Raw genomic sequence first — 23,105 nt, forward strand, 5'->3', positions numbered from 1 at the left:
CGGCTGACGCCTCGACCAGAGCGCACCTAAGGCCTTGCCCCGCCAAGTCGACCGGGCGAACTGGGGTGACCGGTTCTAGCTCCGAACTGTTCGCCGGCTGATGTACAGGGCGGACCGTCCCTTCTCAAAGAAGGAAATCCCTGTACCCTCCATGCATGAGGGCGCGGCCACGAGAGACAGCGCGGCGAATGCGATCGCGCAGATGATCGCGAGGATCCCTCCAGTCGGCATGGACGCGCTGTTGACCAATCAGCGCTTCGGCGAGCTCGCGATGTGACGCCCCAGCAAGCGAGCCGTCGAGCGCCCGAAGAACGAAGGTCAAACGGGGACCCCGTTTTTCTGGCGGGAATAAGCGGGCAGGAAGCTGTTGGCCCACATTTAGACGATTGAGGGACTCGATCGCCCTAAGACGGTGCTTCGAAAGGGTCTCGGGCCAGATGGCCTCGGTACGGAGGCAAACGGGGTGCAAGATATCCGCGCCAGAGACGGCGAGTTGGAGCGTATGCTCGGTATCCCGAAGAAGAACATGCTGGCCCTTGTCGGGGGCTAGCAGGACCGTCGAACGGCACGGCAATGCCGAGAGCTCGAACGGCGCTGTGCCCGACCACGCGGACAGCTGTTCTGCAATGACCGGCAGCACATGAGCGCACCATAGCGGAGACCAGAATACGACCGAATTGCGCCCATGAGACTCGGCGAAACAGAACACCCCAGCGTGACAGTTCGCCGGCCACCGTGACCACATTGAGAAAAGGTCGGTACGACAAAGTATTGGCCTGCTGGCTTGCAGTGGTCACATCAGGCTGGAATGCTGGATTCCGGCGTAAGAACTCCCAGGCCCATTCGCGCGGCGTCAGAGCTGAGGTGTAATCATAAGATCTTTCGTCGCGCCAATCAGCCTCATCGGCGCCATTCACGAGAACTGCAGGCATCAGTTTGCTCCCCTGCCCGCCCCCAGACACGTCGAAACATCATGCCGGGTGGCAAAGCACCGGCGCAGGGGCCACCAGACCTCGACGAATGCGTTTCGTCGAAGCTGTTGCGGCCGGCACCGTTCAGGGCCGAACACGCCGGCAAATAGCGGCGACATGACCGAACCAGCGCAGCCAGCACGGCCCGAGCGGGCCAAGTGAGTTGGCTCGCCGCCAGTGGCCGGTTCCTGCGCCGCATTCCTGACGTTCCTTGAAGCCCGCGTGGCGCAGCGGTGGGTTTCTCGTTGATTGTGCGCAGGTCGTCGTAGCGCCAGCGATATAAGCGTAGCCATGGAGGTCTCCTGGGGGAAGTTCCCCGCCATTGGAGACCAAGTTTCAGGCTACGGCAGCCTGTATAGCTATACAGGTAAGCCGGGGGGTTCAGCGGACCGCAAAAGGACACCGGCGAGGGGCAATGGCTTTGAGGTGGTGCTCACGCCGAGCTTTTGCGAGCGGCGTGCACGTGGAGCGCGGCGGCCGGGATAAGCGTTATGGCAGGGGCTTGACCAACCATCAGATCGGCCAAACGGAGCCCTATCCGACTTTTGCCGCTCCGGTGTCTAGACGCTTCGGTCGCTCAAGTGGCCATCGACTGGGGGTGTCGTCGGCCAATTGGATCCGCAAGCATTTAAGCGTTCTGGCGAAGATGTTGCGGTCCAGCCAAGGTGTGTGAGGTTCACAGCTTGAGTTCTGACTGTGCCGCGGAACTCACCGTTGGAGCTTGATCCGCGCTCGTTGTGGGATTCTCGACGATGTCGAACATGCGACACAGCCCTACTAGACTCATCGCATTGTTTTTGAACGATCTCACAGTTGGCACGGCAAATGCGGTCCTGTGCGCAAGAGCACTCTGGCCAGCCAACTGAGAAGAACCTTCTGATGATCAAGCTTGTCGAAAATGCGGACGCCCCGGCCAGCACTGAGCATTCCCGAGCGGACCGAAACCGTTGCGCTTGCGCTTTCACTCGTCCGGTTATCGGGACATGACCGAGTTCGATTTCCGCCCAACCCTGAACGCACCCGACGATAACCCCCATCTTTGGCTTGAAGACGTAGACGGCGAACGGGCACTTGAGTGGACAGAAGGCCAGTCAGCAAAGACCCTGAAGTGCTTGCGGCGCTCGCCACGACCGAGCGCGAGCGCATTCTGGTCCTCGATGGCGCCATGGGCACGCAGATCCAGGGCCTGCGTTTCGACGAGGAGCATTTTCGCCGCGAGGCTTTCGCCGGCTGTGCCTGTCACGCCCAATCGTCGACTTCGAACGCTGGCTTGGGCCTATTTTCAACTATGTGCCGATGACGAGGCGGCGGAATAGCCGTGGCAAGCTCTATTGTCTCTTCGCTTTAAAAGTTCTGAACCGGCGGGCGAGGTCGAGATCCGCCTCGGCGCAGCCCGCCTGCCCGGTTGCCGCGCTCGAGAGCTGGATCCGGTTTTTTGGCTGCATCACCAGAGACCGCTCTCCGGCGCATTTTCAAGGACAACAAGACCGCCTATTCGAACGGCTCTCCGCATATCGCCTGCCTGTTCAAGTGGGCGGCGCTTGCCGCCGGTCGCGTCAGGGACCTCCCCTGGCCGTTCGACGCGTCTGCGACGTCGAACCCAGCGCCAGAAAAAGGCCGGCTGAGGAAGCTAAGCCGGGGAGACGCCGCTCAAAGCATGAGATCAACATCCGGAGGCCTGTTTCGCTCGGAATTCTTGAGAACAGGTCGGGGCCAACTGGGGCTGGATGCGGCCAGGCAGCAAGCGCTACAGATCGCTCAGGAAAATCCATGCTTGGCAATCGCTCGTCTCGCCTCACTCGGGTCGGTGTTATCGCTGACGACGGCGGTCCACTTTCACAATCCGGCGCGCACAGATTGGCACTGTCCGCTGCACGACAATGTTGGAGATGCGACAAAGCCGGTTGGACCGATTGCTTTGGTTTTAAGTGTTTCTTTCATTGGCACACCTTTTGCGCCGCACCTCGGTGTCAATGATGTTCGTGCAGCGAAAGTGGAGAGGTTTTTCCTTTGTCTAGGCTATGCCCAGACCACCAGATGCAGAAAAGGAAGAGGCCAGTAGCCGAGGCGTAGTCTCGTCACGGGTGCATAGGCGCATTTCTGCTTCATCCGCACACACGTCCTCAGACTTGGCGCTGCCGTAGACTGGCGGTGACAGCCACATCCAAAATACGAATTCCGAAAACCGAAGAGTAAATGGAAATGCACAGAACCCGCGCTTTGACGGTCGCGCCATCAATTCAGGGTGCGTCGGAATGGGCAACCGCTGAGGCGCTGGCTGTAGGTTCAAATGGTGGACATCCGCAGCTAGCGCCGGCCGATTTCGAGCGCGCACTTACCATCAACGATTCATATGGCGGGCTCACCGTCAATGTCCCGGAGGTGCCTTTCTGGCCGAATGGAGCCGACGCGTTCGTCTACCGCCGGACTAGCCATGGCGAGCGCCAGTTCATGCTGGTCGATGTTGCCACGGGCATGCAGCGGCCAGCCTTCGATCAGTCTCGTCTGGCGGCGGCATTAAACAGGGCGAGCCATAACCTGTACCACGCCGACCATCTTCCGTTCGACCATTTCGAACTGAGCGACGATGGTCGCAGGCTCGGCTTCCAGATTGAAGACATCCGGTGGAGCTGCGATCTTGCAAGCTATGAGTGTACCAACACCACATTCGATTCGGACAACCGGGAGCTTTGGCCGCTCGGCCACAACTACGTGCCGGTGCAGAACAACCCCGACAGTAGCAGGTTGTCGCCCGACGGAAAATGGATCGTCTACATCAAACACTGTAATGTTTTCCTGCGCAGCGAGGACGGATTGCGGGATGTCCCTCTGAGCCGAGACGGAGCCGAAGACAATTGCTACGTCGTTTCGACGCTAAGCTGGTCGCCGGACTCGCGCCACCTCGCTGCTTACCGTGTTCGCCCCGGCTACAAGCGGGAGGTCCCCTACCTCAATTCCTCGACGGACCAGTTGGGGCGCGAATATTCAACAAGGCCCTATCGCAAGCCGGGCGATGTCCTTCCGCTGCCGCAGCCGGTCTTGTTTGACATTGCCGACGGGCGCCAGATCGTGATTGACAATGCCCTATTCTCGAACGTCTTCGAACTTTCCCCTCCCCAGTGGTGGGCGGACGGTCGCGGCTTCACTTTCGAATATAACCAGCGCGGGCATCAGCTCTATCGCCTGGTCGAGGTAGACGCCGCCACGGGCCGCGCTCGCTCCCTGATCGAGGAGACCAGTGAGACATTCGTTGATTATCCGCCGCTGGGAGCGAGCCAGGAGGGTACCGGAAAAATCTTCCGTTACGATGTCGATGACGGGAAGGAGATCATCTGGGCATCCGAGCGCGACGGGTACGAGCATCTGTATCTTTTCAACGGCCGGACAGGCGCGCTCGAAAACCAGATCACCCGAGGTGAGTGGGTCGTCCGGAGGGTCGATTATATTGATCCGATCAAGCGACAGATCTGGTTCGAAGCGAGCGGGATGAACTCGGAGGAGGACCCCTATTTCGTTCATGCTTACAGCATCGGCTTCGATGGCAAGGGGCTGACTGCACTGACGCCCGATCCAGCCAACCACCATATCGAGTTCTCGCCCGACGGGCGCTATTATGTCGATCTCTGGTCACGCATCGATCTGCCTCCGCGCATGGCACTTTACCGCGCCAGCGACAATGCCAAGCTCAAGGAGATCGAGACCGCCGACGTTTCCGAGCTCGTCGCCGCCGGTTGGCAGCCGCCGCTCAGTTTCCATTCCAAGGGGCGCGACGGCAAGACCGATGTCTGGGGCGTGATCCACCTGCCAGCCGACTTCGACCCGAGCAAGAAGTACCCGGTGGTGGAGAATATCTATGCCGGGCCCCACGGCTCCTTCGTCCCGAAATCCTTCTCGGGGTGGACGGAGCCGCTCACGCAGCTTGGCTTCGTCGTTGCTCAGATCGATGGCATGGGTACCAACAACCGCTCGCGCGCCTTCCATGATGTTGCCTGGAAAAATCTGAAGGACGCAGGATTTCCCGATCGCATTCTGTGGCACAAGGCCGCGGCCGCACGATATCCGTGGTATGACACATCCAACGTCGGAATTTTTGGCGCGTCCGCCGGTGGCCAGAGCGCGGTCAGCGCACTGCTCTTTCATGCCGATTTCTACAAGGTCGCAGTTGCTGAAAACGGCTGCTACGACAACCGGATAGACAAGATCTGCTGGAACGAACTGTGGATGGGATGGCCGGTCGGGATTGAATATTCCCAATCCTCCGCCGTTGACAATGCTTACAGGCTAGAGGGCAGGCTGATGATCGCGGTCGGCGAAATGGATGATAATGTCGATCCGTTTTCCTCGTTCCAGCTTGCCGATCGGCTCGTCAAGGCAGGAAAAGATTTCGAAATGGTCTATGTGCCTGGTGCCGATCACTATACGCTAGGCATCTACACCGAGCACAAACTCCTGGACTTCTTCGTTCGGAACATTCTAGGTCAGACCCCGCCCAACTGGAACGACTTGTTTGATCTAGAAGAATGACTCAGCTAGGGATGCCGCGCCATCCGACTAACGTCCCGCGACGTCATCTTTAATGCCCCTTTTGACTGTCCACGGGATCTTTGTGGCTGGCGCTGCACCGGTGACCGAGACCAAATGCCGAAGAAAGGCGGGTCCCTTCTCACGAGGCCCGCCCGGAGGCGCATGCATCGTAAGAGCCGTCCGAAGTTCCCACATCCGCCACAGCTGATTTTTTTATGCGATGCCCGCGCGGCGTTTTAATGAGCTCACAGGGGTCGACGCTGAATGCCTTCGCGAGCTGCAGTGCTTCAAAAGCCTCTCGGGCCAGATCGCTTCGGTACGGAGGTTGACAGGCTTGCAGCATATCGGCGCCAGAGACGCCGAGCTGGGAGCATGCTCCCCTTTGTGAAGAAGAACATGCCGGCCCTTGTCGGGCGGCAGCAGGACCGTCGCACCGCAGGCAATGCGAGAGCTCGAACGGCGCTGTCACCAAGGATCTTGACATCTGCAATGACCGGCAGCGCATGGAGGCACCAGAGCGGAGACCAGAATACGACCGAATTTCGCCCAAAGGACTCGGCGAAATAAGACAGGCCAGCGCGACAGGTCGCCGGCCGACGCGACTACGTTGAGAAAGGGTTGGTGAGACCAGGTGGGTGGCCTACTGGGTTGCAGCGGTCACATCACGGTGGACTGCTGGTCGCGTACTAAAAACTCCTAAGCCCATTCACGGCGTCAGACCAGCGGAGTAATCGTATGATCTTTCATCGCGCCACTCAGCCTCATCCGCGCCACTCAGCCTCGTCCGCGCCAGTCACGAGAAGTGCTGGCATGATTGTGCTCCCCTGCCCGCCCCCACGGATGTCGAAACATCATGCCAGCTGGCAAGGCACCGGCGCTGAGCGCACCAGACCTCGATAGAGGCATTTCGTCGAGCCGTGTGCCATCGGCACTGTCGAGAGTAGAAGGCGCGCGCAATACGCGTCCAGGCCGTCGCATCCGCATTGCGACAGCCACCTCGGCCTGTGCAGGCCAACGCAATTGATTTCAAGTCCGTGATCGGCTCGTGAGACCCGTGCCAGATTTTCCTTGAGGGGCAGTGGGCGCCGCGGTGGATTGCACGCTGGTTGTGGGCAAGTTGTCGTAGCGCGGCGCTATAAGGTCAGTGATCGGGAGGTCTCCTGGGGGAATTTTCTCCCATTGGGCTCTACCGCCCCTCCTGACCCGCGTATCGCATATCGGACGGCGGCCCCGACATCACCCCAAGTTGCCATGGGGACCAGTCCACTGCGTTCGCCCGAACAGCTTGCTGGCTTGATCGACAGACTTCAAGAATCCAATGAAGGGGACCGTGCAGGCCAAGGTTGCGGCAGGCCTTGGGGCAACCCTCAGATTGCCCAAGCGGCGCCCCAGTTCCTTGCCTGGCTCCGGTTTTTGCCGCCGGCTAGACCCACAGGTGCAGCCGGTCTTAGTCGCTCACTCGTCCATCACATCATGGTGGCTGCCATTGACTCGCATGCGTGAAGCGTTCCGGAGCGAAGATGTCGGCGGCCAACCAAGTTCATCGCGAGCTGCACGGTGTCAGCTATAGGGCTTGAGGTTGTTCCGGTGATCACAGGGTGCACTCGTTGTCGCTTTCGCGACGATGTTTGACATCTGACACAGCTCTGTCAGAGCGATCTCATTGTTCCGTAAGGGCTTCCGAGTTGGCACGAGAGCTGCGGTCCTATGTGCAAGAGCACTGCGACGCCACCGGTTGGGAAGAACTCATCCATGATCACGGTTTTTGAACATGCGGACGCCGCCGCAAACATTGAGCCTTCTCGAGCGGACGAGAGCCCTTCCGCTTTCATTCCTCAGGTCTTTCGGCCATGAGCGAATTCGATTTTCGCCCAACGCTGAATGCGCCCGACGATGACCCCCATCTTTGGCTTGAAGATGTAGAAGGCGAACGGGCACTTGCGTGGACCGCCAGCCAGTCGGCAAAGACCCTGAAGCACTTCGCGGGAACGCAGTTCGAGCGCGACCGGGCGGTGCTTAGAGTGATGTTCGACCGTTTCGACAGGATTCCGCTTGTCACGCGCCGCGGTCAGTACCTCTATAATTTCTGGCAAGATGCCGGAAACCCGCGCGGACAATGGCGCCGAACCACCCTTGCCGCCTACATGAAGGCGGATCCCCAGTGGGAGCTACTGGTCGATCTGGACGCCCTGGCCGCTAGCGACGGAGAAGACTGGATCTGGGGCGGCGCGTCGATCGAGCCTGAGACGCGCGAAAGAGCCGTCTTGCGCCTGTCGCGCGGGGGCAGCGACGCGGTCGTGCATCGCGAATTCGACCTTAGCTCTTTGAGCATTGTCGCGGACGGGTTTAATCTCCCAGAGGCCAAGGGCGGGATAAATTGGCTCGACCCTGACACGCTTCTGCTTTTCAGTGCGCTTGGCCATGGCATGGCCACCCGCTCCGGATTCGCGCGGACCTTGCGGTTGTGGAAGCGTGGCGCCGATCCCCTCACCGCGCCGGTAATCTTCAGGACGGGTTCCGAATCCCTAAGCGTGTCTGGTCATATGGATCACACGGTCGAGAACGAGCGCCTTTGGTTCATCGAGAATACTGGCTTCTTCAAGCAGATAGTCCAAATCGGCGACAGGAGCGGGCCGAAGCTTGAGATCAACCTTCCTCGGGATGCCTGGTGGGCCAGCTTCGGTGATTGGCTGGCGGTAAAGCCGCGCAAGCCCTGGACAGTGAGAGGGACTACCCATCCCGCGGACGCGCTGATCGGCATCTCGCTTTCCTCTTTCATCGGTGGCGAACGCCGTTTCAGCACCCTGTTTGAACCGGGCGAGAGGCGCTGTCTGCAGTCATTCTTCTGGAATGACGGGAAGCTCATTATCGCCTACCTCGAGAACCTCGCTCCGCGTTTCGAGGTGTTGACCCCGGGTCACCAGGAATGGACGCGCCGTGCCCTGGACGCGGTGCCGGCGCAAGGGACCGTCCACCTCTGGTCCCTCGATGCGGCAGATCACGAGACCAATGGAGAGGTCTTCGTTTCGGCCCAGGACCCGATCACACCGTCGAAACTGCTCCTACTTGATCTCAATGATGCGCCGCCTCTTGGCGCTCCAGTGGTCCTGAAGCGCAGCCCGGAGAATTTCGACGCATCCGGACTGGTGGTCACGCGCCACGAGGCAGTCTCAATCGATGATGAATTGATCCCCTATACGCAGGTCGGTCCGGCGAACGGGAACGGAGATGCCCCGGTTCACCTTTCCGCATATGGCGGGTTCGGCATATCGCTCCTGCCCCACTACAACTCGTCGCTCGGCAAGCTGTGGCTCGAACGCGGCGGCACGTGTGTGGTGGCAAATATCCGCGGGGGCGGCGAGTTCGGCACCCGCTGGCATGATGCCGGGCGGAGGGAGGGCAAGCGTCTCGCCCATGACGATTTCGCCGCCGTAGCAGCCGACCTCGTGCGAAGGGGCATCACACTGCCGAGGCGGATTGCCGCCGAAGGCGGCTCGAACGGCGGCCTGCTGATTGCCAACATGCTTACCCGCTATCCTGAGCATTTCGGCGCGCTGTTCTGCACGGTTCCGCTTATCGACATGCGCCGCTACACCAAGCTCTTGGCCGGCGCGAGCTGGATCGACGAATATGGCGATCCGGAGAAGGCTGAGGATTGGGCTTTCCTGAAGGAACTCTCCGCCTATCACGCCGCCACGCCGGGACAGCCCTATCCGCCGATGCTGCTCGCCACCACGAAGCGGGACGACCGCGTTCACCCGGGCCACGCGCGCAAGATGACCGCAAAGCTGCAGGCCCTCGGCTATCCGGCTTATTTCTACGAGCCCGTCGCAGGCGGGCACGGCCACGGTAAGGACAATCGGGAGCGCGCTGCATTCATCAGTCTTGGCATCAATTTCCTTCGTAGCGCGATCGGCTGGCACGCCGATAGCTTTCACAAAGGATCGGGAACCCGAGGAGGGCGAACTTCGGATGACTGAGTACAGGTCGATGACTGCGAGAACGGTGGAAATAATGCGAGGACGGTTTGTGCAAAGCGCGCTCGCACGCTCTCGATCTCAATCAATGCAGTCTACCATTTTCTGAAGAGCAAGGAGCAATCCATGGGATCAAGTAAGTGAAACTGGCGCAGGGAGTAGTAACGGCCGTTGTCCTGATGCTGCTGGCACAGCAGGTTGTCGCGACGAGTCATCCACAAGTCCCTGCGCCTCCCCGCCTCCCCCGTCCCGTTGCGCTTACCCGTGCCCGTCTACGACACCAATCTAGGAGTCAAGCTCTTGGCATATCCGCCTGCGCGCCTCGGGGGACCACATTCGGCTAGGTTAATACGGTGCCTATCCGGTTGCTTCTGCGGGACCAGCCCGGGCGGGCACAGCTACGGCAAGGACAATCCGACCCGGGCGCGTTCATTGGCTTAGGCGACAATTTGCTTGGCGGCGCGATCGGCTGGCACGCCGGTAACGTTTATGGACGACCGGGAGCACGACGAAAGCAAGACGAACGAAGGAGCACAGGTCAGGACTGCGACAAAAGCAATAACGCGATCACAGTTGGTCAGAATGCGCGCACAGCTCCATCTATCTTGAAATAGACTAGTTGCATAATATTCGTTAGTTCTGAAGAGCAAGAGATATCAGTCAACAAAGCGAATGAACCTGCGCGGGCAGCAACAGCGGCTGTCGTCCTGATGCTGATCGGACAGCAGGCGGTCGCGTCAGACCTTCCAGAACCGTGCGGCCCCGACGAGGGTCCTTCGGTCGCGGAATGGCCAAGCCCCTGGCAGATCCGCCTGCGCGCCTTGAGGGTCATCACTGGGGGATTCGGGCTACGTCAATGGGTGTCTGGCTCCGGTCTTTCCTATTCGAACACGGTGACGCCTGCACTCGATATTCTCGGACAACGTCGCCGCCGAACTCATACTCGGCACCACCTATGCCAACATCAATGGCCAACGCTCGATGGGGGCTAGGCAAGGTCGGTAAGGTTTGGCTGCTGCCGCCCGCGCTCACATTCCAGTATAATTTTGCCGATTTCGGCGCCTTCAAACCCTATGTCGGCGCCGGCGTGAACTATACGATCCTTTATCATCAGGAAGCCGGCAGCGCCGATGATCTCAAGGTCAAGAACACCTTCGGCACCGCGCTGCAGGTCGGGTTCGACTACAAGCTCGACCAGCACTGGGGCGTCAGCTTCGACGTGAAGAAGCTTTTCCTGGAGCCGGACTTCGAAGTCACCGTGGCCGGTAACAAGCTGACGGGGAAAGCGGAGCTCGATTCCTGGCTGATCGGCGCAGGTGTCACGTACCGATTCTGATAGCGCGGCCTCGTGAGCGCGCTTTTAGCCAACGGCCCCCTCAGGCGCCCGTTAGCGTTCCCCCTTCCTCGGGTTAGTTTCGGTTTCCCGTGACGACTTCTGCAGAACGCCCAGCACAAGGACGCCTGTCGAGGTACGCGATCAGCATGCGTCGCGCCCACCTTTGATCAGCACGTCGTAACCTCGACTGTAACGTCGTAGCGCTGGTTCTCTCAGTCACCTTGCCCGCGAGCCCCGGAACACTCATCGGCAAAGGGTGGCGGCGATAGCTGGTCGCCCCGAGGAAGATCCGTCAGGCGCTGGCGCCTAGTGCTTACATGAACGGCCACCTCAGGCCTGTTTGTCGGGCCGTACCAGATCCATGTGGCTGACGCCGAGCGCCAACGCCAGTTCATAGATCGTGATGATCGTCGGATTTCTTCGGCCCTTCTCCAAACCGCTGATGTACTGCTGGCTGAAGCCGGAAATGTCGGCAAGCTGCTCCTGGGTCAGACGCTTCCTTTGCCTGATCCGCTGCACATTCCGTCCGATCAACTTGCGCATATCCATGCACGCAAGCCACCGGATCAGGCGACTTGAGTTTATCAACTATAATATGTAATTCACATTTTGCCGGGAGAGAAGTTCGCCGAGGCGATCATCTGGAGCTAGGATCAGCAATGTTACAGCCTAAATCGGACATGGCGATTGCCGACGAAGTGCCCTGGTCAGACGGCATCACAGCCTACGACAAGGAGCACTTTACAACCTACATGAGGCTCCTCGATGCATCCGGCGACGATGCTAGCGAAGAGGAAATGGCACATCTGATCCTCGGCATTGATCCGAGACGAGAACCGGAGCGTGCGAGGAAGGCTGTTCGCAGTCATCTCGACCGTGCAAACTGGGTGATGACAAGCGGGTACAAGGAATTGTTCGACAGCTGAGAAATTGCGCAGTGCTCGCCCAGTGGCCGCCACTGCTTCGGCTACAGCCCCCTCCTCGGCGCCTGATCAGGCATCCAGGAACGGCCAACGGCAGCCTCAATTCGGTTCATGGGCATCGTTTTGGCCGGTTGGGGGTCTGATGCGACAAAAGGATCGCGTCCGTTTGGATGGGCAGTAGCCACAGCAGCACGTCATCGAGTGCCGCTCCTCCCACGAGTAAGTGTAGGTTTTCGGTGAAGCTGGATATTCAAATACCCGGTGCCCGCCACGGTTGACGCTTTGCGTCAGCAGTATGGGGCGAGCTATCCTCATAACCATGCAACGCGGACTAGCGTCGGAACGAGACGCCGACTGAGTCCTTTGAGTGCAAAGTGTGACGGGAATATACGACTGCATCGCGCCTGACTACGCCGGGCGGAACAAAGGGTCTCAGCATCCCTTCGCCGCTGTTAAAATGCTGCGACCGATGGCCCGAGCACAGCGGACCAAAAGAGCTACTCAGAGGATCGAGCTCCCTTGGGACCCCAAAAGGGCTATGGCCTGATTTTGCGTGCGCACGCCCAGCTTCTTCTTGGCATTCTCCAAATGGAATGCGATGGTGCGCGGCTTAATGCCCAAGATGCGGCCGGTTACCCAGGCCGAATTGCCGCGCGCTGCCGACCGCAGGCACATATATTCGCGCGATGTCAGCAAGATCCCATCCACGGTTCGATCGCCCGGCAGTTTGCGGCGAACGCAGCGATGAAAGCAGGTGGCCATCAGCTGAAGAGCTTGTTCGTACCGCTCGATGACCCGAAGAAATACTGGACGAGGCTCATCGGCGGCGAACGTAACCGCGGCAGTGCGGCCTCGTAGATCGACGATTGGGATCGTCAATCCGCAGCGGATGCTGAATCGGGCCGCCTCATCAAATAGCTGCTGTTGAGCCGGCGACATCTTACCGCCCCACAAATCCGACCCCCATTGAAACGGGCGGCCGCCATTTCGAGCACGCAAGATGACAGGATCGAGCTTCTCATACTGATTTTCCAGATACTGCATGGCCCAGCGAGGTGGGTAATTCGAAATTAGCTTTGGCTTGCCGGAAGGCAGTGATGGCAAAGACAGGTACGCAAAAGAGAGTAGGTCAAATCTTGCGGCCGCCTCAGCCAAGGCTTCCCGGAAATCTGCTTCATCGACACTCTGTGACAGTCTTTCAAGGAATGTCTCGAAAACAAGTGGCATGTCCCTCGTCATAGTCGCGCTCGCTTCTTCCTCTTTCTGCACGCCTCCCGGCCGCGGCGTGCATGGCCGGACAACTGTCATTGACTTCGCAGGCGTCGCGGAGGCTGATCAGCAGATGTGGCCACACTGGGTTTGAGATGTGAGAATTCACCGCCGCGATTGTTCTGCTGCGATCGATGATTGAGGACGATATCTTCGGCGTGGCCGCTCCGTTGAACGGTAGGGATGGCGCGCTGCAATGGTGTAAAGTCGCGTCTAAGTTCGATCTGCATCCCAACACGCAAATCATCTTTGAACGCCTGATTTCCGGCCGCCCATAATGATCGTGATGGGGTGAATCAAAAAGGGCGCCCTGCCGGCGGGGAGGTACACCGGCAGGGCGCGCCGCACAAAGGCCCTGGTTGTTGGGGGACAGGACAGTGGCGGCAGAACTGGTTCGGTTACAACTTGCGAGTAAAGTGGTCCGGAGCATGCTCAGGATCAGATGTCTGGAATTCAACTATTTGGGTTTGCTCGGCGCAACAGAATGCAGTCAAGCCCAGCATCACCCAAGGACAGCCCCTGACGCAGCCAGATCTTTACTACTGGTCCGTGCAGAGTTTTCACGGGATGATATGACAGCATTCTGGCACATGGTCATGCCAGTGCTCAATCCCGTCGCCTTTGGAAGATCATACGGCACCCTCAGCCTTCAGCGCGCGATATGTGGCATCGACTGATTTCGCGGTCGCACCGACGATGATGTCGATCTCTTTTCGGGTAATGATCAGAGGTGGCGCATAGCCGAGGATGTCGCCATGCGGCATGGCCCGTCCGATCACACCATTTTCAAACAGAGCAGCTGCAGTGCGCACCCCGACCTGAAGGTCAGGATCGAATGGTATCCTTTGTTTCGGGTCCCGCATCATCTCTACCGCGGATAGGATACCCACTCCGCGAACTTCGCCGACGATGGGATGTCCCGCCAGTTCGGCTTTCATGCGGGCCTGCCAGTACGGTCCGACATCCTTCACATGTTCCAGGATGTTTCTTTCTTTTAGCAGTCGAATATTGGCAAGCGCGGCCGCAGCACAAAGCGTGTGACCGGAATATGTCCATCCATGGCCAAGTGCGCCGTGCTTCTCGGTTCCTTGTTCCAAAACCGACCAGACTCGCTCGCCAATGATTGACCCGGATATAGGGAGGTAGGCGGAACTCAAACCCTTGGCGATCGTCACGAAATCCGGGCGCATGTCGTACAGGTGGGAACCGAACTTCTCGCCGGTTCGCGCGAAGCCGCAGACCACTTCATCGGCAATGAGGAGGATATCGTACTTGTCGAGCACCGCTTGAATGGCCGTCCAGTACCCTGTGGGGGGCGGCACAATACCTCCTGTTCCAAGTACCGGCTCTCCGATAAAAGCCGCAACAGTCTCGGGGCCTTCGGTCAGGATCAACGCCTCAAGCTCATCGGCACAGCGCTGGGAGAACGCTTCCTCGATCTCCCCGGTACGCGCTTGGCGATAGTAGTGCGGCGTCGTTGTATGGCGCACCAAATCCAGGGGCAAGTCGAAGAAATTATGGAAGAAGGGAAGCCCCGTCAGGCTACCGGTGACCAATCCAGATCCGTGATAGCCACGATTTCGTGAAATGATCTTTTTCTTTTCGGGCCGACAGAGGATGTTATTATAGTACCAGACCAGCTTGATGTTGGTTTCGTTGGCATCGGAACCGGATAGGCCAAAATAGACCCGTCGCATGTTCCGTCCGAAATACTCAACTATCGCCTCTGCCAAAAGGGCGACCGGCTCCGTCCCCTGGCTGGCATAGACGTGTGCGAACGGCAGCTCATGCGCTTGCCGGGCGATAGCCTCGGCAATTTCCGTGCATCCATATCCCATGTTGACGCAGTAGAGCCCTCCGAAACCGTCGAGGCTCTTCCTGCCTTCGGTATCCCAGATGTAGACGCCTTCTGCACCGGCCATAATCCGATTTGGGGTCTCGCCTCGGCTGTGCTTGGCCAGATGGGTAGACGGATGAAAGACGAAGCTTCGATCCTTCTCCCGGAGTTGCTCGGTTCCCAGATTGCTCAAGCGCATGTTCCTCTCCTCGCAACACACTGGCGGAGGCACTCGGCCGGCCAGCTCATTGGCAAGCAGTATACCGGAAAGACGGCTCGAATTTCGCGGGAATGGATGTTTTTTGCAGACGAATTCGCGGAATCGGGATCAGATGCCGTGGAAATCAGCTGAGCTGTGTACCTTTGCCTGGACTGGGCCCGTTTGGACCGGACAGTCGGCTAATGTGGGAGGCTTGGGGGTATCGTCAAGCACAGGCGGCTGACGACTATCGACGGATTGAATTGCAGCGGCTGCGGTGGGATCGGTCGAATCTTTGGAGTTCAGAAGTGCGGGGGCTTGAAGAGCGCGTTCGCGACCTCGAGCGGCTTCTCGGCCGCAAGACCATGCAAGTGGAGATCCTCAAGGACGCGCTGGCCGGGTCGGACTCAAAATAAACCGACTTGCGGCGCTTGTTGCAGCCGAGTGACAGTTCCCGATGAAGGCCGTTGCCGAGACCCCGCGGTGGCGCGGCCCATCTCCATGACAAGGGTGCGTCGCCCGGTGAAGCCGCGCGGGCCTTATCGCAAACGCGTCCGCGGCTCCAGGACCTACTCTAGAGTTTTCTTGCATATATGTCTGGTCGGGCTCGCCAAGGCTCGACACCGGTGTCTTCACACCAATAGACCCTTCCGTCGCTGAGCCAGAAATGGCTCAGGCATCCTTTGGTTCTCCAAACGGAGGGATGCAACGTTGGCCGGCCCTCCAGGCTCACCTCAATGCGCCACCTGGGGTTATGCGGCGCGTGGGTTGGCAATGAAACCACATCCCCACACCCACAGGGACACCTAAAGAGTGCCCAGTATGGTCGGCCTTTATGCACGACGCTGATGAAATGTCCCGGCCGAACCGCGTCATTCGGGGGCGTTTTTTCAACCACATCATTGCGAGCGAAAGATACGTCCGCGAGCGATGCCTCAGAAGGAACTCCGTCCGCCGGTGTTTTTGGACCACGTGGACCGAGAATGATTTCCTCTACCCACCGTAGGAAACTTAACAACCAAGACCACATGCGAATCAACACAGCTTGCCGAGTGACGGCATTCCGAGCCGGTAGCCATTCTCGCGTGCGAGCAATAAACCGTCTGGACCGCAGCAAAAACAACCAGCGTTGTCTTTTGGCATATTGCTGTAAATTACCATGTGCACGAAATCGTACCATATATTGTCGCGGCGAATGTCGCTCGCAAGCCGCCTATAGGGGCGCACCAGATCAAACAAGGTCGCTACGGCCATGTCGGCGGTCGCACTGGTGAAGGGACCTACTCCGGGCGCCCGCTCCCCGCCCCCGATCAGATAATACTCTTCCCGGAGCGTCTCTGGATCCAGCTCCGCCAGCTCCGGACGCGCCTTCAGTGCACTCTCGTAATCGAGCTTTTCCTCGGTGACGACGCCTTGGCATCTTAAGCACCCACCAGATTCGGGAAGAACTGTGCTAACCCGCCCTCTATGATCACGTAGGTACGGCTGACGGTCCTGGTCAAGACCAATATTGCCCGTGAGCCCGCAGTCGATAAGTCCTTGGCAGTAATAGTAAACCGCCTGATTGAGAATTTCTCTCCCAGCGACATCATCAGTACAACCGAACACCAAGTCGGCGCTGGAAATGGCATCGACCGCTTCTGGAGACTCGTTCACATACCCCTCAATGGCAACGACAGTCACTCTCAGGCCCAGATCCCGGACATATCGGGCTAACGTAGCAGCTTTGCTCTCGCCTACATCGCAACGGCGATATCCGCGAACGCGGTTGAGATTGCTAGCTTCGAGCGAATCGCCGTCTACAACGATGAGTTCGCCTACACCCGCGCGAGCGATAAGTGTGGCGACTGAAGACCCTGTTCCCCCTCCTCCGACGATTGCTACGCGCAACGATCTGATCTTCTCGTTGAATGGTTCGCCAAATGCAGCTTCTTGTCGCCTTAGCACTTCCGATGGTGCAGCATCGACCCTGTTGCCCATGTGAACTGACAGCTGCGTCCCGAGCACACAGACATGCCGGACGTCAGCCACTCCGTGAGGGGCCGCACCCGTCCGAACTCTGGCACGCCAATGTCCGTCGGCCAAAATCATCGCGACAAGTGATACCTCAGGTCCATTGCAGCCAGCGTATCCCCTCAGAATGCTTTGTTCGTTCTCATCATCCTTCGTCGAGAAATCCAGAACGCCCCTTGGGTGACTGTGGGCAAACCCCAGCTCGAGCCGCTCCTGCTCGCAACGAAAGTAGATATCCTGGAACTTGCGGAGATTGATGCGCAAGTGCACCGGGGAGCTGTCCAGCACCCAGTCGCCATCCATCTCAATCGCGTCAACGGCCACAAAACGCGTTGACGGCGGCAGACCCAGTACGGTTCTCTCAATTTTGCGGAAGAGGACGAGCGCGCCCCGCTCGTCACCGTCGGGGTGCCCGGTCAACCAGCTCTTGAGCTTATCGTCGAGGGAACCGATAATCGAAATCCGATGTCCGTTCATGAACGCCTCGCGTCCGGGTACTTAAACGCCCATGAGATTCGGTCCATAATTGTCCGGACGTCGTCGACCTTTGGCTTCCAGGCATTTTTATGCCAGTGTCTGGACCATCGGCAAAACACTGTCGCCTTGTGCGTACGCGAATCCTCATTGGAACCAGGTCCGCCAGTATTTGGTATTGGCTTGCCGTCAGCCCGGTGAAGTCGTGGGTGAACCCAGAACATGTCCCCACCCGAGCTATTGTAATTCTGCGGAATCTCATACAACACATCGACAGCGTTTGCAGGTTTTGCATCTGCCAGGTAAATCCCTTTCGGCAGCGGAAAGCTTTTGAATATTAGGAAACGGGCGCCCTCCTCTTCTTCAAAATTGACGCCGGCTTTGTGGAGTGTCTCGTAATCAGAATCGAACAACAGGGGCATCATTCAATTCCGGCTTCGGAACTTGCATCCTGCGCGTAGAACTTTTCGATCCCCGGTGGCAGCAAGTCGATCGGGTCCTCGCGCCCAACCAACTGGCCAGGCTGGCCTGGCCTTTTCACATAAAGGTCCATGCTATCCGGTATGCCAGGGCCCACGCCTCGCACCTCGGCGCCGGTTATGAACCGGTTGTCCCAATCGTAATTTTCGTTTTCGATTTTGAACTTGAACTTCTCTTTGGCAGCCATGGATCCTTCTCTCGCAGTTGCTTGGTTTCAAGATATCTCTGGCGCGCACATCCCTCTTCTCCCGTTGATTACGGGCAGGGCTTGACCAGTTGCCTCTTATACGGGAAGCGTTCCTTCGGGTTTGACGGGAATGCGCGTGTTTCGCCACGGAATTCGCGGAATGGAGGTCCAAACCCGCAGGAATAACGCCTGGGCGTCTACCGTTGTCTTAGTGAGGACAAGGGAATCGGCGCATTTGATTTCACAGGTTTGGTCACCACAAGGCTGTAATATTGATCAATCCCCAGCCCTGCCTGCAGCAGCCCCTCCATGAAATCTTGATAGGTAGCCATGGAAAGTGTTGCGACGCGCATCAGATAATCGATCCTTCCGCCAATTGCCCAGCAATCCAAGATTTCGGGAAAATCTTGGATCGCGACCTCGAAGTGTCTTTGGTCCTCAAGGCGATGACGGTCCAGCACGACCTCCACCATTACAAAGATCATGCCGCCAATGAGGGCTGGACTGAGCCGTGCGTAGAATCCCTCAATAATTCCTCCAGCTTCGAGCGCACGGAGCCGATCCGAGCAAGCCGAAGCCGACAAATGGACGCGCTTCGCAAGCTCGCTTTTTGAAATTCGGCCGTCTGACTGAATCTCGGAGAGAATCCGTAAGTCCCAAGCGTCCAGGCCCGCAGGATTGGGTTTCGACTTCATGAGTTGTGCTCTTAGTTAAGCCGTTGTCGACAATAGAATTGACGTCAACCAACCGAGCTTGGTCAGAAGGCTCAAACGCCGATGTTGCGTGCGATGCTGTCCGCAGCCATGCGCTTTCGCCACTCAAGAGGGCCGGAATCATGAATGGAGTTTCCCTCGACATCGACAGCTGCGATGACAGGCATGTCCTTCACCTCGAATTCATAGACAGCTTCCATGCCAAGGTCTTCGAAGGCCACAAGCCGCGCTGACTTAATTGATTTTGAGATCAGGTAGCCAGCCCCTCCCACCGCGATGAGATACGGCGTTTTGTATCTTGCAATCGACTGTATTGCCGCCCGCCCTCTCTCCGCTTTGCCCACCATCGCGAAAAGCCCGGTTTCGGCTAGTACCTTTTCCGTAAAATCGTCCATTCGGCTGGAGGTCGTTGGCCCAGCCGGTCCGACGACTTCATCTCCCACCGCGCGGACGGGTCCAACGTAGTAGATAACGCGTCCCTGCAGATCGAAGGGAAGCGGCTTGCCGGCGTCGATCAACTCGACGATCCGCTTGTGGGCTGCGTCACGGCCCGTCAGCATCGTTCCGGATAAAAGGAGGGTTTCCCCGCAGCGCCACGATGCTGTCTCTTCCTTCGCCAGCGTATCAAGATTGATCCTGCGTACGCCGGCTGGCCTCAATTCGTCCGTTCCAATTTCGGGCCATTCGCTCAGATCGGGCGGCTGGAGGCTGATGGGTCCAGAGCCGTCCAAAGTAAACTTCACGTGCCGGTTGGCGGCACATTGCGGGATGAGGGCCACGGGCTTGGACGCCGCATGAGTAGGATAGGTAGCAACCTTGACGTCAACGACTGTCGTCAGGCCACCAAGGCCTTGGGCCCCAATACCAAGCGCGTTGATCCGCTCATAAAGCTCAATCCGCAGCCCCTCCTCTGGACTGGACGCTCCCCTGGCAATCAGTTCCACCATATCGATGGGCTCGTTCATGGCCTCTTTGGCCAGCAGCATCGCCTTTTCAGCGCTACCACCGATGCCAACGGAGATCAGGCCGGGCGGACACCATCCGCTTCCAAGGGTCGAAACGGTATCGACCACCCAGTCGGCAACCGAGGTGCTCGGGTTCAGGGTGGTAAAGCGTGCCTTGTTCTCCGACCCGCCGCCTTTTGCCGCAATGGTGATCTCAATCCTATTACCTTGCACAAGGTCAACGTGGACCACTGCCGGCGTGTTGTCACGGGTGTTCATCCGTCGGGCAAGCGGATCGGCAACAATTGATGCCCTAAGCGGGTTGTCCGGGTCGAGATATGCCTGACGGACGCCGTCATTCACGAGGTCTGCGAAACTGGCTGCTGAGTTGATGCGGACGTCCATACCGACCTTGGCGAAGACCACCACAAGACCGGTGTCCTGGCACATTGGCCGCCGTCCGAAGGCCGCCATACGGGAATTAGCGAGGATCTGTCCGATGGCATTCTTCGCCGCTGGACTCTGTTCACGCACGTAGGCCTGCGAAAGAGACCGGATGTAATCTGGAGGATGGTAATACGAGATGTACTGAAGGGCGTCGGCAACGCTCCTTGTGATATCCTTGCCGGCGATGGTCCGCGTTCTATTTCCCACCGATTTCATCCAAATGAGCTGAGACCATTGACCATTTTGAGGATTTGGAAGCTTCGCACCCCCTGTTCGCCGCCCTCGTATCCATAGCCGCTTTGCTTGACGCCTCCATAAGGCGCGTCCGCGGAAACCCCTTTCAGGTAATTCACACTGACAGCTCCCGCTGAAAGACTATTAATCAGCTTTCGTTGCGCATTGGCAGCGTCCGTGAAGAAGTAAGCGGCCAAGCCATAATCGGTGGCGTTGGCCTCCTCGATCGCCTCATCTAGCTCGTCAAAAGGCGCAATCGTAAGGATCGGTCCGAACGGCTCTTCATGCAGCACTCTGGCTTCTTTCGGTACGCCCGTCAGGATGGTTGGCGGCCAGTAGAAGCCCGGCCGGTCGAGCCGAGAGCCACCGGTCTCGATACGGGCGCCGCGTTCGACCGCATCCTTGGTCAGGCGCTGCATGGCCTCGATTCGCCGCGTGTTCGCCATAGGACCCATGTCAGTTGAGGGGTCGTCTGGTAGCCCGATTTTGATCTTTCGAGCCGCATCCGTCATTTGGGACAGGAATTCCTCATAGCGGGACCGGGCGACGAGAACCCTGCTGGGCGCGTTGCAGCTCTGGCCAGCGCACTCGAACTTGTATTCCGAAATTGCCGGGATGGCCTTTCCCAGGTCGGCATCCTCACACACAATAACCGGCGAGTGTCCACCGAGTTCAAGGATGCAACGCTGCAAGTTATTCGCGGCGAGCGTGGCCAGCTGTTTCCCCACCTCGGTCGAGCCCGTGAAAGTCAAGACCTTCACTATTGGCGAACTGAGGAGATGCCGCGATATATGCACTGGAACACCGAAGACGAGATTGACCACGCCATCCGGAATGCCTGCTTGACGCAACGATTCCACGATATGGACAGCTACGCTCGGTGTCTCTTCAGCCCCTTTGAGGATCACCGGACAGCCTGCCGCCAGCGCTGGGGCGAGCTTGCGGGCGATGAGAACGGCCGGATAATTCCATGGCGTAAACGCAGCAACAACACCGAGCGACTCCGGGACGACCATCCGGTTCGGGCCCACCGGAATCGGGGCCGACAGCTCTTCGGCATGTCTGCCGTTCCATTCCAGCGTTTCGACGGCGCGCAGGTACTCACCTGTCGCTTCGGCAATCGTCTTTCCCTGTTCGGCCGACAGGTCCCTGGCTGCGGCTCCAGCCTTCTCTGCTAGAATCCTGGCGGCGGCTACGAGGATCTCGCCACGATCCTTGGCTGGCCGCGACGACCACGCCTTGCGGCTCCGTTCTGCCGAAGCGAGAGCCTCATCCAAATCCGACACCGTCGCCGAAGCCACCGAAGCAAATACCTTCTCCGTCGCCGGATTAACTACCGGCAATGTGGCTCTGCTACCGCCGGCTCGCCATTTGCCATTGATAAAGAGCTGGTGGCTCCTGGCGTCGGACATCGCGCGCTCCACTTGTGTAATTCTTGCCATACGAGTGCCGTTTCAATATCGAAACCGCTGAACTCGCTCGAGCCAGTTTCATCGCGATGGTCGCGGTGGGTCAAATATCGATTAGTGCCGAAATCCATCTGGAATCCAGATCGATCTTTCGAATGGCAAATAGTCGTGCCGTATTTTATAGATCGACGGCTGTCAGGTCGCGTCAGGAATGGATGCTGCCCAGCCGCGGCTCTCTATTAACTCTCTGGCCACCTTGGGGATGATCTTGCGGACCGCGGAGACGGCCGCAGAACGCTCGTCCTTCGGATTTACAGCAAGCACAACCGAGCGGGTAATCACCGGATCAACGATCTTCACGGTCCGCACCAGCCCTTGAGCGGCTTCTTTCTGAACCGCAGACGGGGCGAGAATAGAATGGGCTTTGCCCTCTATGACCATGTTGATGATCGTTGAAAGCGAGTCCACTTCAAACTTGACGTCCAGCGCGCAACCATGTTGTGCGACGACATCAGCCACGGAACGCCTTACATTGTTGTTGCGCATGGGAACAGCCAGCGGGAATGCATGCAGGTCAGCTAGAGATATTGCATCTTCGAAGGGTGGCTCACCGGACGGGACCACCAGACAAAGGTTTTCGCGCGCTAGCACCGTCATTCGCCCTACACTGTCCGCGGTGCGGTAGAGGACCGCCAGATTGAAGCGTCCAGCAGCCATCCACTCCTCCAGCGGGCCAGTCATTCCCTCGACCATCTTAAGGGACACTTTGGGCAGTTCGTTTCTCACCGACTCAAGCAGCAGGCCGCTCAGGACGCGGGCTGCTCCAGATGGAATGCCAATAGTTACCTCCCCTGCAGGGGAAGAAGCTGTGTTGGTCAATTCCACCTCGGTAAGTCGAATTTCGTTGAGGATCGCCCGTGCCCGCTCGAGCAATTTGGCTCCTGACGCGGTGACGCTGACGCCGGTTCTGTCGCGTATCAGCAGCTGAGTGCCGAAGCCCTCCTCTAGTTGACGCACATGCAGGCTCAGCGCACTCTGGGCGACATTAAGGAAACCAGCGGCCTTCGTAAAACTGCCTGCTTCGACCACGCCGACGAAATATCTTAACTGCCTGATTTCCACGGGTACATCCGAGGGTGGACTCCAATGGATGTAATCTATCTCGAAA

The 23,105-nt window shown here is 58.4% G+C and carries 17 protein-coding genes and 2 pseudogenes; 6 read left to right on the forward strand and 13 right to left on the reverse strand.

The window, feature by feature from the left end; genetic code table 11:
* Window positions 1-124 precede the first annotated feature (124 nt).
* Both MESOP_RS36855 and MESOP_RS36860 read right to left on the reverse strand, forming a co-directional pair.
* Window positions 125-376, reverse strand: a complete 252-nt coding sequence (locus MESOP_RS36855) for a DUF2285 domain-containing protein (protein ID WP_366216862.1) — start codon at window positions 374-376, stop codon at window positions 125-127.
* Between the two features lie 28 nt (window positions 377-404).
* Complete coding sequence (locus MESOP_RS36860; protein WP_366216864.1) at window positions 405-932, reverse strand: transcriptional regulator domain-containing protein; 528 nt, start codon at window positions 930-932, stop codon at window positions 405-407.
* A gap of 1,114 nt (window positions 933-2,046) precedes the next feature.
* Between MESOP_RS36860 and MESOP_RS30855 the strand changes: the two are divergent.
* The 5 genes and pseudogenes from MESOP_RS30855 to MESOP_RS30870 form a co-directional block, all read left to right on the forward strand.
* A pseudogene (locus tag MESOP_RS30855) lies at window positions 2,047-2,226 on the forward strand (hypothetical protein); the annotation flags it as partial.
* 180 nt (window positions 2,227-2,406) lie between these two features.
* A complete protein-coding gene (locus MESOP_RS34315) occupies window positions 2,407-3,033 on the forward strand; it encodes a hypothetical protein (RefSeq protein ID WP_174299070.1) in 627 nt (208 codons plus the stop codon).
* A gap of 140 nt (window positions 3,034-3,173) precedes the next feature.
* On the forward strand, window positions 3,174-5,495 hold the full coding sequence (locus MESOP_RS30860) for a S9 family peptidase (RefSeq protein WP_013533398.1): 2,322 nt from the start codon (window positions 3,174-3,176) through the stop codon (window positions 5,493-5,495).
* Between the two features lie 1,850 nt (window positions 5,496-7,345).
* Window positions 7,346-9,475, forward strand: coding sequence for a prolyl oligopeptidase family serine peptidase (locus tag MESOP_RS30865; RefSeq protein WP_013533399.1), 2,130 nt, complete (start codon window positions 7,346-7,348; stop codon window positions 9,473-9,475).
* Between the two features lie 707 nt (window positions 9,476-10,182).
* Window positions 10,183-10,808: pseudogene (locus MESOP_RS30870) on the forward strand (OmpW/AlkL family protein).
* A gap of 330 nt (window positions 10,809-11,138) precedes the next feature.
* Here MESOP_RS30870 and MESOP_RS30875 read toward each other — a convergent pair.
* Complete coding sequence (locus tag MESOP_RS30875; RefSeq protein WP_013533400.1) at window positions 11,139-11,357, reverse strand: helix-turn-helix transcriptional regulator; 219 nt, start codon at window positions 11,355-11,357, stop codon at window positions 11,139-11,141.
* A gap of 110 nt (window positions 11,358-11,467) precedes the next feature.
* On the opposite strand from MESOP_RS30875, the gene MESOP_RS30880 reads away from it, so the two are divergent.
* Complete coding sequence (locus tag MESOP_RS30880; protein ID WP_013533401.1) at window positions 11,468-11,734, forward strand: DNA -binding domain-containing protein; 267 nt, start codon at window positions 11,468-11,470, stop codon at window positions 11,732-11,734.
* Window positions 11,735-12,232: 498 nt separating this feature from the next.
* Here MESOP_RS30880 and MESOP_RS30885 read toward each other — a convergent pair whose 3' ends face one another.
* The 10 genes from MESOP_RS30885 to MESOP_RS30930 all read right to left on the reverse strand — a co-directional run bounded on the left by MESOP_RS30885 (window position 12,233) and on the right by MESOP_RS30930 (window position 23,059).
* A complete protein-coding gene (locus tag MESOP_RS30885) occupies window positions 12,233-12,958 on the reverse strand; it encodes a LuxR family transcriptional regulator (protein WP_420845285.1) in 726 nt (241 codons plus the stop codon).
* Window positions 12,959-13,629: 671 nt separating this feature from the next.
* Window positions 13,630-15,036: an aminotransferase gene (locus tag MESOP_RS30890; protein ID WP_013533403.1), complete on the reverse strand. Its 1,407-nt coding sequence runs from the start codon at window positions 15,034-15,036 to the stop codon at window positions 13,630-13,632.
* Window positions 15,037-15,610: 574 nt separating this feature from the next.
* A complete protein-coding gene (locus MESOP_RS36400; protein ID WP_013897114.1) occupies window positions 15,611-16,066 on the reverse strand; it encodes a ubiquitination-like system serine protease family protein in 456 nt (151 codons plus the stop codon).
* 5 nt (window positions 16,067-16,071) lie between these two features.
* On the reverse strand, window positions 16,072-17,526 hold the full coding sequence (locus MESOP_RS30900; RefSeq protein ID WP_013533405.1) for a HesA/MoeB/ThiF family protein: 1,455 nt from the start codon (window positions 17,524-17,526) through the stop codon (window positions 16,072-16,074).
* Window positions 17,523-17,948 (reverse strand): E2/UBC family protein, encoded by a 426-nt coding sequence (locus MESOP_RS30905; RefSeq protein ID WP_338048492.1) that lies wholly within the window; start codon window positions 17,946-17,948, stop codon window positions 17,523-17,525. The genes MESOP_RS30900 and MESOP_RS30905 overlap by 4 nt, the downstream gene beginning before the upstream one ends.
* Window positions 17,945-18,190: a multiubiquitin domain-containing protein gene (locus tag MESOP_RS30910; RefSeq protein ID WP_041163544.1), complete on the reverse strand. Its 246-nt coding sequence runs from the start codon at window positions 18,188-18,190 to the stop codon at window positions 17,945-17,947. The genes MESOP_RS30905 and MESOP_RS30910 overlap by 4 nt, the downstream gene beginning before the upstream one ends.
* Before the next feature lie 197 nt (window positions 18,191-18,387).
* Window positions 18,388-18,885: an Lrp/AsnC family transcriptional regulator gene (locus MESOP_RS30915; RefSeq protein WP_013533407.1), complete on the reverse strand. Its 498-nt coding sequence runs from the start codon at window positions 18,883-18,885 to the stop codon at window positions 18,388-18,390.
* Window positions 18,886-18,956: 71 nt separating this feature from the next.
* On the reverse strand, window positions 18,957-20,510 hold the full coding sequence (locus tag MESOP_RS30920; protein WP_013533408.1) for a fumarate hydratase: 1,554 nt from the start codon (window positions 20,508-20,510) through the stop codon (window positions 18,957-18,959).
* A complete protein-coding gene (locus tag MESOP_RS30925) occupies window positions 20,507-21,940 on the reverse strand; it encodes an NAD-dependent succinate-semialdehyde dehydrogenase (RefSeq protein ID WP_013533409.1) in 1,434 nt (477 codons plus the stop codon). The genes MESOP_RS30920 and MESOP_RS30925 overlap by 4 nt, the downstream gene beginning before the upstream one ends.
* Before the next feature lie 192 nt (window positions 21,941-22,132).
* Window positions 22,133-23,059: a LysR family transcriptional regulator gene (locus MESOP_RS30930; protein ID WP_013533410.1), complete on the reverse strand. Its 927-nt coding sequence runs from the start codon at window positions 23,057-23,059 to the stop codon at window positions 22,133-22,135.
* Window positions 23,060-23,105 lie beyond the last annotated feature (46 nt).

Source organism: Mesorhizobium opportunistum WSM2075, assembly GCF_000176035.2.
GTDB lineage: Bacteria > Pseudomonadota > Alphaproteobacteria > Rhizobiales > Rhizobiaceae > Mesorhizobium > Mesorhizobium opportunistum.

Coding starts and splice junctions, on each gene's coding strand:
- MESOP_RS36860 (WP_366216864.1), bottom strand. CDS start 932: ATGCCTGCAGTTCTCGTGAATGGCGCCGATGAGGCTGATTGGCGCGAC.
- MESOP_RS30860 (WP_013533398.1), top strand. CDS start 3,174: ATGCACAGAACCCGCGCTTTGACGGTCGCGCCATCAATTCAGGGTGCG.
- MESOP_RS30865 (WP_013533399.1), top strand. CDS start 7,346: ATGAGCGAATTCGATTTTCGCCCAACGCTGAATGCGCCCGACGATGAC.
- MESOP_RS30875 (WP_013533400.1), bottom strand. CDS start 11,357: ATGGATATGCGCAAGTTGATCGGACGGAATGTGCAGCGGATCAGGCAA.
- MESOP_RS30880 (WP_013533401.1), top strand. CDS start 11,468: ATGTTACAGCCTAAATCGGACATGGCGATTGCCGACGAAGTGCCCTGG.
- MESOP_RS30885 (WP_420845285.1), bottom strand. CDS start 12,958: ATGCCACTTGTTTTCGAGACATTCCTTGAAAGACTGTCACAGAGTGTC.
- MESOP_RS30890 (WP_013533403.1), bottom strand. CDS start 15,036: ATGCGCTTGAGCAATCTGGGAACCGAGCAACTCCGGGAGAAGGATCGA.
- MESOP_RS36400 (WP_013897114.1), bottom strand. CDS start 16,066: ATGTGGTCTTGGTTGTTAAGTTTCCTACGGTGGGTAGAGGAAATCATT.
- MESOP_RS30900 (WP_013533405.1), bottom strand. CDS start 17,526: ATGAACGGACATCGGATTTCGATTATCGGTTCCCTCGACGATAAGCTC.
- MESOP_RS30905 (WP_338048492.1), bottom strand. CDS start 17,948: ATGATGCCCCTGTTGTTCGATTCTGATTACGAGACACTCCACAAAGCC.
- MESOP_RS30910 (WP_041163544.1), bottom strand. CDS start 18,190: ATGGCTGCCAAAGAGAAGTTCAAGTTCAAAATCGAAAACGAAAATTAC.
- MESOP_RS30915 (WP_013533407.1), bottom strand. CDS start 18,885: ATGAAGTCGAAACCCAATCCTGCGGGCCTGGACGCTTGGGACTTACGG.
- MESOP_RS30920 (WP_013533408.1), bottom strand. CDS start 20,510: ATGAAATCGGTGGGAAATAGAACGCGGACCATCGCCGGCAAGGATATC.
- MESOP_RS30925 (WP_013533409.1), bottom strand. CDS start 21,940: ATGTCCGACGCCAGGAGCCACCAGCTCTTTATCAATGGCAAATGGCGA.